The sequence below is a fragment of the Hymenobacter sp. NBH84 genome, from assembly GCF_014217645.1.
Lineage (GTDB): Bacteria > Bacteroidota > Bacteroidia > Cytophagales > Hymenobacteraceae > Hymenobacter > Hymenobacter profundi.
In genome coordinates this window covers 3844864-3857484 of record NZ_CP043644.1, presented here as the reverse complement: position 1 = coordinate 3857484, position 12621 = coordinate 3844864, and the positions used below count along the sequence as shown (strand labels likewise).

The 12621-nt window shown below is 56.3% G+C and carries 9 protein-coding genes; 5 read left to right on the top strand and 4 right to left on the bottom strand.

Translation table 11 applies throughout. The annotated features are described in order from the left end of the window. Positions 1-148: 148 nt before the first annotated feature. Together F1C16_RS16200 and F1C16_RS16195 are read right to left on the bottom strand one after the other, a co-directional pair. On the bottom strand, positions 149-1576 hold the full coding sequence (locus F1C16_RS16200) for a T9SS type A sorting domain-containing protein (protein WP_185281657.1): 1428 nt from the start codon (positions 1574-1576) through the stop codon (positions 149-151). Positions 1577-1609: 33 nt separating this feature from the next. Then, entirely contained in the window at positions 1610-2911 is a 1302-nt protein-coding gene (locus F1C16_RS16195) for a hypothetical protein (RefSeq protein ID WP_185281656.1), read from the bottom strand. 551 nt (positions 2912-3462) lie between these two features. Between F1C16_RS16195 and radA the strand changes: the two genes are divergently transcribed. The 3 genes from radA (at position 3463) to F1C16_RS16180 (ending at position 7777) form a co-directional block, all read left to right on the top strand. After that, complete coding sequence (radA, locus tag F1C16_RS16190; RefSeq protein ID WP_185281655.1) at positions 3463-4851, top strand: DNA repair protein RadA; 1389 nt, start codon at positions 3463-3465, stop codon at positions 4849-4851. Positions 4852-5181: 330 nt separating this feature from the next. Then, positions 5182-6600, top strand: a complete 1419-nt coding sequence (locus tag F1C16_RS16185) for a TlpA disulfide reductase family protein (protein WP_185281654.1) — start codon at positions 5182-5184, stop codon at positions 6598-6600. 154 nt (positions 6601-6754) lie between these two features. Further along, positions 6755-7777 (top strand): SPASM domain-containing protein, encoded by a 1023-nt coding sequence (locus F1C16_RS16180; protein ID WP_185281653.1) that lies wholly within the window; start codon positions 6755-6757, stop codon positions 7775-7777. A 4-nt stretch (positions 7778-7781) separates the two neighbouring features. Here F1C16_RS16180 and F1C16_RS16175 read toward each other — a convergent pair whose 3' ends face one another. Both F1C16_RS16175 and F1C16_RS16170 read right to left on the bottom strand, forming a co-directional pair. Further along, entirely contained in the window at positions 7782-8558 is a 777-nt protein-coding gene (locus tag F1C16_RS16175; protein WP_258048938.1) for a DUF2490 domain-containing protein, read from the bottom strand. A gap of 116 nt (positions 8559-8674) precedes the next feature. Further along, the gene (locus F1C16_RS16170; protein ID WP_185281652.1) at positions 8675-9529 is read right to left on the bottom strand and encodes a pirin family protein; all 855 of its coding nucleotides are present in this window, start codon (positions 9527-9529) and stop codon (positions 8675-8677) included. Between the two features lie 171 nt (positions 9530-9700). Between F1C16_RS16170 and F1C16_RS16165 the strand changes: the two genes are divergently transcribed. Continuing rightward, positions 9701-10102, top strand: a complete 402-nt coding sequence (locus F1C16_RS16165) for a nuclear transport factor 2 family protein (protein ID WP_185281651.1) — start codon at positions 9701-9703, stop codon at positions 10100-10102. A gap of 122 nt (positions 10103-10224) precedes the next feature. Continuing rightward, positions 10225-12318: a M13 family metallopeptidase gene (locus tag F1C16_RS16160; protein WP_185281650.1), complete on the top strand. Its 2094-nt coding sequence runs from the start codon at positions 10225-10227 to the stop codon at positions 12316-12318. Positions 12319-12621 lie beyond the last annotated feature (303 nt).

Sequence of the window (12621 nt, the reverse complement as noted above, 5' to 3'; positions counted from 1 at the left end):
TGTCTGTAAGAACATCTACAGCGAGTATTCAGAGCAAGAACAATCTTTTGGGCAATATGTCTAGCTTACAGTACGCCCAACGGCCCGGCTACCAATGTGGTAGCCGGGCCGTTGGGCGTACTGTAAGCTAGTCGATTTTCTAGTTAGCCTACTGCTTCACTACCCGCACCATGCGACGGGCAGCAGCTTGCTGAATAGCCAGAAAATAAATACCAGTTGGTAAGCTAGCTACTTCCGGTAATGATATGTCGGAAGTTCCACTGGGTAGGGCCAGTTGCCGGGTGCACAGCGTGCGGCCCGTAGCATCGGTTAGTGTTAGGGTAGTAATGCCCGCCTGCGGTGCCAGAATGCGCGCTACCAACGACTGGCCGAATGGGTTAGGAAACGGCTGTACGGCCAAAGTTTGCGCCGCTGTGCTCACCGTCAAGATTTGCACCGTCGAGTAGGAGGTTGTGCCATCTGTATCTACTTGGCGCAGACGGTAGTATAGCAGCGGTGCGTCGTAGCGGGCCACACGACTATCCGTGTAGGTATAGTTGGTGCGCTGGCTGGTAGTACCCTGGCCGGCTACCTCAGCCACCTTCTGAAATTTTTGCCCATCCACACTCACTTCCACGTCGAAATGGGCGCTGTTTTTTTCTGATGCCGTCGCCCAACTCAGCCAGGCATCGTTGGCGCGGCGCGCGGCCAAGAACCGAGTCAGTTCCACGGGCAGAGGATTGCTTTGATTGCTGATCGTCAGACGGTCAAAGCTGGTGGTAGTGGTGCTGATGCTGCGGGTAGTGGAGGCGTCCGCGGCGGCCCCCGCCCCGTTCCAAGGAGCAGTGGCCGTAGCCTGCCGCCAAATCAGAACGCGAGAAAAATCGGTGAGGCCGTTGTCATTGTCGGGCAGCCAGGCCAGCGTGATGGGCACGGCACCGGTAGGCGCCGTACTCGTCGTCACGGTCCAGATTCGGTCAATGCTTTTGTTGTTACCGAAGGTGCCATAGCTGGTACCAGCCGTAGCCAGGCCGGCTGTGCGCGTCACCGTCACCTGGCCCAGGTTCTGCCCGTTACCACCAATGGTAGCGCTGTTGGTGAAGTTAGTGGCGCTAGTCACGTTAGTACGCGTCACGCGCAGGTTGCCTTGCACGTAGCGGCCAGTAGCCTCACCACTTACACTGGCCTCGTTGGTTAGGCTGATGATGGCGTTGGCCGCGGTTCGTACCATGCCAGCAGTTAGCTTCAGCTGTTGAGTGATGCCCAAATCGGTGGGCACGCTCACGCCTTGGGCGCTGGTGTTGTTCACTTCCAGTTGGGCTACGCTAGCGCCGCCCGGCGTCAGCGTTTGGGCCGCGGTTCCGCTCAGCAGTACCAGCCCCGACGAAGCTACTGTGCCCGCGTTGGTGAGGTTACCCGCTACCCAAAGTGTGCCCGCATTGGTGAGTGTGCTACTCGCTTTGTTATCGAGCGCACCCGGAATATATAACGTCGCGCCCTGCTGCACTGTCAGGATGCCGCCGTTGTTGGTGAGCGTTTGGGCAGCCAACGGACCGGCCAGCAAGGCCAGTAATAGCGTAGGATAGAGCTGTTTCATAGGAGCCATGGGGAGTAGCAAAGCATCCTGTGATTAGCGTCCGATTACAATCCAGTTCATGCCATCACTTTGGATGGAAATACGGCTGCCCGCAGACAGCGAAGACAAATTGCTGCCCTCCACGTCATCGTAAATATTTCCGGACACTACGCTGAGCGTCACCTCAGAGCCCGTGCTGCGGGCATTAATAATAGTATACAAGCGTCCGGGGCAGGTGCTGGCCTGAGGTACAGTGATGGTTGTGCAGGCCGCCAAGCGCCGCACCGTCTGATGCGTATTATCCAAGATTAAGCTGGTAGCAGTACCGGTAGTTACATATGGAATGGCTACAGCGCCGCCCACGCTCAGCGTGCTGGTAGGAGCGGTGGTACCATTTAGGCCAATTCCTACATTACCGCCGTTGGGGTTCAGCTTAAGAGCATAATTGGTGCTCAGATCGGTAGGGTTGGTGCTCTGTAGCCAGTTGCCGTTGGTGCCGCTGCTACCCAAATCCAGGCTCACACTGCCATTATCGCGAAAGCGGGCAATATGGCCGCCGCTCTGCGTAGTGCCGGTTGCATTGGGATTTGCAGCTCCTGTTCCTACAATGCTAAGACGAATGGCGGGGGCATCAGTTCCCAAACCCAAATTACCGGTCTGAGTTAGGGTCATCAGGTTTTTACTGATAGTGGAATTTGCTGACCACGTCACCCAGCTAAACGTTTTACCTCCTTCATCCGGAATGCCCGAGGATAGCGAGCTAGCACGCATAAATATTCCCCAACGGCCTAAGCCAGCATAAGCGCCGCTTGTGAATTTGTCCCAACCACGGGTAATCAGGGGCGCATCACTGGCATTTAGGATCAGGCCGTAGGTAGAGCGGCTGTACAGGCTACCGTCGGTAGTGATGCGCAAGCGTTCAGTATTACCAGTTCGGAATACCAAATCTTTGTTATCAGTAGAACCTATGAAGTCGGTGCCGGGACTAGTATTTCCTTCCACTCCCGGGTTGGTACCCGGATCAGTACCCGTATTACCGCTGCGCTGCCAGGCTGAACTGGTAGCCTGGCCTGAAGGTAGTGCTACCCAAGCACCGCTAGAAAAATACCAGAAACCCGGTTGAGTACCATTGGTCTGATACACTAGCATTCCTTCCGAAGTGGTAGTGACAGCCGTACGCTGGGCCTGCGTCATGCGCGGGATTAATAGACCTTTGTTGCTATTAGCACCCGCAGAAATGTCCAGCGCCGCGTTAGCGTCGGGGGTAGCAGTGCCAACGCCTACCGCCTGAGCGTGAGCGTTAAAAGCAAACGCGCTGAGAGATAATCCCAGCCAAAAGCAGTAAGCGTGATTCATAAGATAAGGTAGAAGGAATTTATAAATTCCCTATTTGGGAAGGTTTATTTATTTCTGTACAAAAATAGGATAAAAAGATACTATTGACCAAAATAGAAGTATTATGAAAATAAGGTATTGTGCTATAGAATATGCCTCTAGCTGCTAACTGGATAAGATAGTGTTATTTAATTAATAAACTAAAAATCAGAAGTTTATATGTTTTATGATGTTGCTAATAATGTAACTATTTATATTTTAATTTATATTTATATGAGTCATATTTTTTATGAAAAAATATAAATAAAATAGCTTATCACGGTCATGAAGCTAATGGTCTTGTGTATCAATATGGGAAAGATGGCTAATAGAAACATATAAATATTCATATGGTGTGCATAAACCATTATAAGCTGACTGTAAGCAACAATCCTGACTTACAGCGAAGTAGGTTATAATCCTAATAGGCTACACGGATAGGAACGGTACCAAAAGGTGTCTGCTAAAAAGCCGTTTCTTGCCAAACTTTTTAGCGGCTCCTACCAGTTATAGTAGTTCACATTCAGTAGTCAATGGCCAAGATCAAAACCCTTTATTTCTGCCAGAACTGTGGGGCACAATCCGTGAAGTGGATCGGCCGCTGCCCCAGCTGCGGCGAGTGGAATACCTACGTGGAGGAAGTGGTGCAGAAAGAAGACACCAAAGTGGCGGGCTCCTGGAAGCCCCCTACCGCGGCGCCTACCCTTAGTAAAGTGGCCAAGCCCCGGCCCGTAAGCGAGATTCACTACGAAGAAGAAGCCCGCATTGCCACCCAGGACGGCGAGCTGAACCGGGTGCTGGGCGGCGGCATTGTGCCCGGCTCGCTGGTGCTCATCGGCGGCGAGCCGGGCATCGGCAAAAGCACGCTGATGTTGCAGATTGCCATGTCGCTCAGGCGGTTGAAGGTGCTCTACGTGTCGGGCGAGGAAAGCGAGCAGCAGATCAAGATGCGCGCCGAGCGCCTGGGCGACCAGCACCCCGGCTGCTACATCCTCACCGAAACCAACACCCAGAACATCTTCAAGCAGATTGACCAGCTTCAGCCCAACATCCTCATCATCGACTCCATCCAAACCCTGCACTCGGGGCTGGTAGAGTCGGGGGCGGGCTCGGTGAGCCAAGTGCGCGAATGCACCGCCGAGCTGCTGAAGTACGCCAAGGAAACCGGCGTGCCGGTGATGCTCATCGGCCATATCACCAAAGACGGCAGTATTGCCGGCCCCAAAATCCTGGAGCACATGGTGGATACTGTGTTGCAGTTTGAGGGCGACCGGCACCTGAGTTACCGCATCCTACGCACCACCAAAAACCGCTTTGGCTCTACCTCTGAGCTGGGCATCTACGAGATGCAGGGCGCCGGGCTACGGCAGGTGAGCAACCCCTCGGAAATTCTGCTTTCCCAGCGCCACGGCGAGGAGTTGAGCGGCATGGCCATTGGGGCTACCCTGGAAGGCAACCGCCCGCTGCTGGTAGAGGTGCAAGCCCTTGTGACGCCCGCCACCTATGGCACGCCCCAGCGCTCGGCCACGGGTTTCGACAGCAAGCGCTTGCAAATGCTGCTGGCCGTGTTGGAAAAGCGCTCAGGCCTGCGCCTGGGTCAGCACGATGTGTTTCTAAACATTGCCGGCGGTCTGCGCCTCGACGACCCCGCCCTGGACTTGGCCGTGTGCGCCGCCGTGGTCAGCTCCCTCAACGACATTCCGATTCGAGGGGAGGTATGCCTGGCCGCCGAGGTAGGACTAAGCGGTGAAATCCGGGCCGTGAGCCGGCTCGATCAGCGCTTGGGTGAAGCTGAGAAGCTGGGCTTTGCTGAAATGTACATTTCCCAGTTCAACGCCCGCGGCCTGGATTTGGCCCGTTACGGCATTCGGGTGCAGCCTGCTGGCCGCCTCGATGAGGTGCTGAGTGGTCTGTTTGGGTAAATAAAATTGCGTGCTAGCTATGAAGTAATGCCACGGTGTAGCAGCCGTGGCATTACTATTGTTGACAAGGTGCAACTGCGGCGCTAGCGAAACGTATCGACAGCGCCGGGGTTACGAAAAAAGACTTCGTTTGGATTGAATATCCTATATGGAAGTCTAGTATCTTCGATTAAATAATTGTCTTTTACCGCGAATGCCATTGCTTATATGGTCTATTTCATGATACGGTAGGACAAAATCATGATGTTGGTTTTTTAGTCTTCCGCCAGACTTCTCCGCCCGATGCTCTCCTTCCGCGTTTCTTCCTTTCTAGCCCTACTTGTAGGGTGCTTGGCCTCCTTCTCCAGTCAGGGACAGGGTACTGTAGTTATCACAGGTAAAATCAGTGGGCGCACGGCCGACTCGGTGGCCGTATCGCTACGCGAAAACCCGCTCGACCCTAAAGAGCAGATCACCTACGCGCCCGTTAGCGACAAAGGGGAGTTCCGACTTGCGCTGAAAGTGAACGGCCCTACCCGCGCCGACCTGGTATATAACGATGACGTGACCGACCTCTTCTTGGAGCCCGGCTACGCGCTCGATGTGCGTTTCAAAGGCAACGATCTGGCCTCTTCCGTTAAGTACAAAGGCAAGGGCGCCGAGGCGAACAGCTACTTATCGGAAGTGGATGCGTCGTTTGTGGAAAACGACGGTTTCCAGGTGCTGCCCGATAATATTATGCTTTACGAAGCGCCTTTCCTGTCATTTCTGGACTATCGCCGCAAGCAGGAAGAGAAGTTTATGGAGCGGGGCACCGAGGGGGTAGATATGTCGAAAGCTTTCCGCGACTATGCCAAGGCCACCATCACCTATAGCTACGCCAACGACCGGCTCACGTTCCCGGATTTGCGCGAGCAGGTAGTAAACACAGAGGGCCGCCTGAAAATGTCGCCCACGTACTATGATTTCCTGAATGATAAAGCGTTGATCGAAAACCCTTCGGCCACGCAAAACGAGCTATACCAGGAATTCCTGCTCAACTACGTGCACTACCTGGCTACCGCCGACAAGCATCAGCGCACCGACCCCGATTTCTACCTGGTGTGCTATGACTTGGCCAAGCAGAAGCTGAGCGGCCCCGTAAAGCCCATCATCCTGGGGCGGGTATTGCAGGAGTCGTTTCGGTTTGGGCACGTGAAGCAGTCGGCGGCCATGCTGGAAGACTTCCGGAAAATCGACAAGGATAATCAGTATTACCCCATTTTGGTACAGGATTTCAACCTGCACAAAACTTTCGCTATCGGCTCGCCGGCGCCCGAGTTTCACCTACGTACCGCCCAAGGTGACTCCGTTTCGCTGCGGGATTTTGCGGGCAAGTTGGTATACGTCAACTTCTGGCGCACCACCAGCGGCCTCAGCCTGCGCGACCTACCCTATGCCGTGGAACTAGCCAAAAAGTTTGAGGGCAAGGATATTGTGTTCCTGAATGTGGCGCTGGATGAAAACGAAGGTGCCTGGAAGCAACTGGTTATCAGCCGCAAGCTGCCGGGTGTGCACGTGCGCGCCAACGGCGGCATGAAGGCGGCTATAGCCCGCGCCTACGGCGTGCAGGACGTGCCCACGTATATTCTGCTGGCCGAGGATGGGACCTTCCTTAATACCAAGCCGAAGCGTCTGAGCAGCCGCGCCGCCGTCGACGAGATTAAGGAGTCGTTCGGGAAGGCTGGTACGTATTCCGGCATTATGCCGGCAAGTTCGGCAGGTAAGTAGCCCTTTGAAACCGGGCTGCCTTACGCAGTTCGCACAGCGTTATTAAAACTAACAGTGCCTTCTCGGGTTGAGAAGGCGCTGTTCATTTCTGCCCCTACCCACTGGTGATAGGGCAGGCTGCTTTCAGTTGCTTTCCCGACTTTTACTTTCCTCTATGACTTCACTGGTGCGCGACGCGCTTACGCTGCTTTCCAAAACCACGCCCCGCCGTGTGCTAAACACCGGGCAAGTGGTAGGGGGCTATGTGCTCAGCAAGCTCACCGGCAAAGCCCGGCACTGGGGCCTACCCATGGCCCTATCATTCGAGCCGACCACCAGCTGCAACCTGCGCTGCCCCGAGTGCCCCAGCGGCCTGCGCTCCTTCACGCGGCCTACCGGCATGTTGCCAGCCGAGCTGTTCCGACGCACCATTGATGAGGTGGCCTCGCGGCTGTGGTACCTGATCTTCTACTTTCAGGGGGAGCCCTACCTGCACCCCGAGTTTCTGGACTTGGTGCAGTACGCCGTGGCCAAAGGTATTTACACGGCTACCAGCACCAACGCCCACTACCTCAACGACAAAAACGCCCGCCGCACCGTAGAGTCGGGCCTCGACCGCCTTATCATCTCCCTCGACGGCACCACCCAGGAGGTGTATCAGCAGTACCGGGTAGGCGGCAAGCTCGACAAGGTGCTGGAAGGCACCCGCAACGTGGTGCGGTGGCGTAAGGAGCTGAAATCGAGCACGCCGCGCATCGTGTTTCAGTTTTTGGTGGTGCGCCCCAACGAGCACCAGATTGAGGATGCCCGGCGCATGGCCCGCGAGTTGGGTGTAGACGACGTGTGGTTTAAAACCGCCCAGATCTACGACTACCACAACGGCTCGCCCCTTATCCCTACCATCGATTATTACTCGCGCTACCAGAACAACGGCAACGGCACTTTCAGCCTGAAAAACCGCCTGCTGAATCACTGCTGGAAAATGTGGCACTCCTGTGTGATTACCTGGGACGGCCTGGTAGTACCTTGCTGCTTCGACAAGGATGCCGAATACCGCCTCGGCGACCTGAAAACGCAGACCTTTCGCCAGCTCTGGCAGGGCGAGAAGTACCGCCGGTTCCGTGCGGCCCTACTCAAAGGCCGCGACCAGATTGAGATGTGCCGCAACTGCACCGAGGGCACCAAGGTGTGGGGGTAGGGGCTTACTTGGTGAAATCTAGATCGTAGGCCAGCACCGTGCGGATGCCGTGGTTGTACTCAAACACGGGCGTGTTGGTGCCGGGGGCGTCTTCCTCGTGCTGCGTGATTTGGTAGAGGTACTGCACATCCAGCCGGAAATGGTCGCTGAAACGGTAGCCTACCCCGCCCGCTAGGCGGTTTTGGTTGAACACGTTGTTCTGCACGTTGCGCCCGAAGCTGATAAAGATTTCGTCGAAGGCCGTGAGGTAGGGCTCTTGGTTGTCGAGGGTAGGGCCGATGAGGGGAAGCTGCAAGCTGAGTTGGTAGCGAATTCGGTTTTGAAACCACCAGCTTTCTATCGATTTCTCCACAAATTGAGCCTGCCAGCGCTGCTCCAGCCGCAGGCGGTGCGTGAGCTCTAACCGCCCTAACGCATCCTTCAGCGACACGTCTTCATATAGCCGGTGCTCCGGCTCGCTCCGGCCGCTGGCGGCGGTGGGGTAGTCGCCGTAGGGGTAGGTGATGAGCAGCGTGTAGCCACCCGACACCTTCACCCGATCGGAAAGCTGGTAGATGCCACCCAAACGGGCCAGCAGCTGCTGCGGGTCCGTGCCGAGGTGCACGCGCCGTAGCTGCAACTCGCTGTGCAGCTGCCATTTCTTGCTTATCTGGTTGTCGCCGTTATACACCAGCCAGCCAAGGGTGTTATGGTCTGCAATACGGTTTCGCTGGGTTTGAGCCCGGCTGTGAGTAGCGATAAAACACAGCAGAAGCAGGAGCAGACAGGAAGGAGGGCGCACAGAGGAAAAAGCGAAAAAACGAAAAAAGGAAATCAGCCAAACGACTCATCAGGATCAGCTCCGACAGGGTTTACAGCCCTGCCGAGGTAGGGTGGCTATCAGTAATGTTCTGCATGCTAGTGCTGCCAAGTACCAAAGCGCCCGGCGCGGTAATCCTGGTAGGCCTGCTGAATTTCCTGCTCCGTGTTCATCACAAACGGCCCATAGGCCACAATGGGCTCTTGGAAGGGTAGGGCGTGGCCCAGCAGCAGCACGGCATCGGTCAGCGCCTCGATGTGCAGGTCGTCTCCATCGTGGTGGAACTCGGTAAGGGTGCGGGCCTCTGTTTCCTGCCCGTTCACGCGCAGCTTGCCGCGAATGGTGTAGAAAAAGATGCTGCGGGCAGCCGGAATGGTGAAGTCCAGCATGGCACCGGCTTCTAAGTCAATAGTAGCCAGTTGAATATCGGCCAGCGGCTGCACCGCCCCGGCCTGCCCGGCCCAGGTGCCCGATACGGCATGCAGGCGGGCTCGGCCGTCGGCCAGCGTCACTTCCGGAATATCGGCTTTCTGCAAGCCCTGGTAGTGTGGCGGCACCATTTTGTGCCGGGCCGGCAAGTTCACCCAGAGCTGTAATATTTCCAGGTCGCCACCCGTTTGTTTGAAGTGGTCCGAAGATATTTCACTATGAATCAAACCGCTGCCGGCCGTCATCCACTGCACGCCCCCGGCCTCAATCACGCTTTGATGGCCGCTGCTGTCTTGGTGCATAATGTCGCCGGCCAGGATAAAGGTTACCGTTTCGAAGCCCCGGTGCGGATGCGGCCCGAAAGGCAGGCCCCGGTTGCCGGGCCGGTACACCTGCGGACCGTGGTGATTCAGAAACAAAAAAGGGTCGATGTGCTCCACGGCCGGCGTGGGCAGCGCTCTGTAGGTAGTAAGATCGGCAATGGGGGCGCTAACGGCGCGGTGCTGGGCTTTAATCGTGCGCATACGGAAGTATTTGCTGTACTACCCATAGCCGTGGCAATATGTTTGTGAAGGGGCCTCGGTCGTGCATAGCGCATCAGCCTCAATTTCAAGGGCAAATCTTGTCTGGAAAGAGTAAGGACTTCCTTTTTTCCTTGCTTATATTGTACCCGTTTTGTTTATAACATCCCATCCATGCCTGCTTCCCTCGACACAGTCAAACAATTCTTACAGCTAGCGGAGTCCTGCGTAATCGACTATGCTGCCTACACGCCGGTATTGCATCCAGAAGTAGAAGAGATTGAGTTTCCGAATCTGCATAACAAGCAGGGCCTGCGCCGCGACTTTGAAGGCATTATAGACGGTATCCGCCACGGTCGGGAGCTACTATCCCGGCAGGAGCTGGCCGGTTGGAACTTCGTGACTAGCAACGACAACACGGTGGTAGCGGAGATTCGCTGGCGCGGTGAGATGAGCATCCGCAACCAGCGTGTGGTGCCTGGGCAAATCCTGACCGGTCATTTTTGCCGGGTGTTTGAATTGAAAGACGGCTTGATCTTCCGTCTCCGCGACTACTACTGCTACGAGATGTTCTAAACTTTTACTTCGTCACCATCGCAGTCAGGTAGGGCAAGCGTGGGCTGATTGCCGATTTTCGAGACGTAGCGCAGCCTGCGCCGCTCAAAAGAGTCATTGGAACAGTTTCGTATCTTGTTCTGATGATGAATAAACCTATACTGTCTTACCTGACAGCGGCGGCCGTGCTGGCAGGCTGCGCTGGTAGCTACCGCACGGCAACCAACGCTACCGCTACCGCCGCCGCGTCCAAAGCTGCAGGCCCCATACTTCCTGGCGTGGGCCTCGATGTGGCCGATCTGGACACCACCGTGTCGCCCTGCGACGATTTCTTTCACTACTCCGGTGGCAACTGGTTACGCAACAACCCCATTCCGGCCTATGCCTCCAGCTGGGGGCCGCGCAACCTGCTCGGCGACCGGACGCAGGCGCTGCTGAAGCAGATTCTGGAAGATGCCGCCAACACCCGCGCTTCTAAGGGCTCCAACCTGCAAAAGGTAGGCGACTACTACGCCTCTGGTATGGATTCGGTGGGGCTGGACCGCGCCGGGTTAAAGTACTTGCAACCCGAGCTGCGCCGCATCGACGCCATCATCAGCCGCGACGCATTGCGCCGGGAGCTGGCCCACCAGCAAACACTGGGCACGGGCGCCTACTTCCGTGCCGGTGTCAGCCCCGACCGCAAAAACAGCTCGGTCTATGCCGTGAACCTGAACCAGGGCGGCTTGAGCATGCCCGACCGCGACTACTACCTCAAAGACGACGTCCGCTCTACCACCGTGCGCAACGCCTACGTAGAGTATATGACGACGGTATTTGAACTGCTGGGCAATGCACCCGCTACGGCCCGGCAGAGAGCGGCCAACGTGCTGGCCCTGGAAACGCGCCTGGCCCGCGCCAGCAAAAGCCGCGTGGAGCTGCGCGACCCCTACGCCAACTACAATAAGATGCCGCTGGCGGAGTTCGACCGCGCCTACCCTGCTGTGGGCCTCGGCGACATGCTGAAACAAAACGGCCTGGGCGCCGTGCAAGAGGTGATTGTGGGGCAGCCGGCCTTCTTTCAGGAGCTGAACACGGTGCTGCAAAGCACGCCGCTGCTAGAGCAGAAAACCTACCTCACATGGCAGTTGGTATCATCTGTTACGTCGGCACTACCCCAGGCCTACTCCGATGCCGCGTTCCGGTTTCAGCAGGTACAGAGCGGCACTAAGCAGCAGCCTACCCGCTGGAAACGCATGCTGGCCGCTACCGATGGTACCTTAGGCGAAGCGTTTGGGCAGCTGTATGTAGATAAAGCCTTTTCGCCGGAGGCCAAGCAGAAGGCCTTGGATATGCTTGCCAACATCAAGGAATCGATGGCCGAGCACATCCGCTCCAACACCTGGATGAGCAGCGCCACCAAAACCGAAGCCCTGAAAAAGCTGAACGCCCTGCGTGTGAAAATCGGCTACCCTGATAAGTGGAAGGATTATTCTACGCTGAATATCTCGCGCGAATCCTACTTGCAAAACGTGCTGGCTGCCCGGCAGTGGAACTACGCCCGCAACGTGGAAAAGTACGGCCAGCCCATCGACCGCACCGAGTGGGGCATGACGCCGCCTACCATCAATGCGTACTACAGCCCGGCCATGAACGAAATCGTGTCTCCGGCGGGCTACCTCCAACCGCCGTTCTTCAACCCCAAGGCCGACGACGCGGTGAACTACGGTGCCATTGGCGGCGTAATGGGCCACGAAATGACCCACGCCTTCGACGACCAGGGCCGGCAGTACGACTCGGAGGGCAACCTGCGCGACTGGTGGACCAAAGCCGATGGAGAGGAGTTTACCAAGCGCGCCGCCGTGGTGGGCACGCAGTACTCGGCCTTCTCGCCCCTCGATTCGGTGTACGTGAACGGCAAGCTGACTATGGGCGAGAACCTAGCCGATTTCTCGGGTCTTACTATTGTCTACGATGCTTTGCAAAAGCAACTTCAGCAGAAGTATGGCAGCAAGCCCCGCCCGCGCTACGACGGCTTCACGCCCGAGCAGCGCTTTTTCTTGAGCTGGGCGCAGTTGCGGCGCACCAACATTCGTCCCGAGGCTCTGCGTCAGCAAATCCTCACTGACCCCCACTCCCCCGGTCAGTACCGCACCATTGGGCCCCTCATGAACATGCCACAGTTCTACGAAGCCTTCGGCTGCCAGCCCGGCCAGAAGATGGTGCGCAACGCCGAGGACCGGGCGAAGATTTGGTAAGAACGGCGGCAAAAGCCAGTGCTGTGTGCAAGCCCCTTGTGGAGGCAGAAAGTACCCTGTGTACCTACTGCCTCCGCAAGGGGCTTTTGTATAAAGTGCAAAGACCGAAATAGTACTCCTTTACTTTTAGGTAGAAAGGATTTGATAAGAGACAGTCTGCAATGGAGAAGCTAATGGTTTCTTAACAAGCAAGTGAATCAACAGGCTAGGTAATTGCGGCCTCATTTGTGATACCCCAATCCGTGACAGGTTCATCTTACTCTTTGGTGGGGTAGGATAGAAGCTAAACAAGAACAGATAAGA

What these genes read in the sequence shown, in the direction of transcription:
- F1C16_RS16200 (WP_185281657.1), bottom strand. Translation starts at nt 1,576, where the DNA reads ATGAAACAGCTCTATCCTACGCTATTACTGGCCTTGCTGGCCGGTCCG.
- F1C16_RS16195 (WP_185281656.1), bottom strand. Translation starts at nt 2,911, where the DNA reads ATGAATCACGCTTACTGCTTTTGGCTGGGATTATCTCTCAGCGCGTTT.
- radA (WP_185281655.1), top strand. Translation starts at nt 3,463, where the DNA reads ATGGCCAAGATCAAAACCCTTTATTTCTGCCAGAACTGTGGGGCACAA.
- F1C16_RS16180 (WP_185281653.1), top strand. Translation starts at nt 6,755, where the DNA reads ATGACTTCACTGGTGCGCGACGCGCTTACGCTGCTTTCCAAAACCACG.
- F1C16_RS16170 (WP_185281652.1), bottom strand. Translation starts at nt 9,529, where the DNA reads ATGCGCACGATTAAAGCCCAGCACCGCGCCGTTAGCGCCCCCATTGCC.
- F1C16_RS16165 (WP_185281651.1), top strand. Translation starts at nt 9,701, where the DNA reads ATGCCTGCTTCCCTCGACACAGTCAAACAATTCTTACAGCTAGCGGAG.
- F1C16_RS16160 (WP_185281650.1), top strand. Translation starts at nt 10,225, where the DNA reads ATGATGAATAAACCTATACTGTCTTACCTGACAGCGGCGGCCGTGCTG.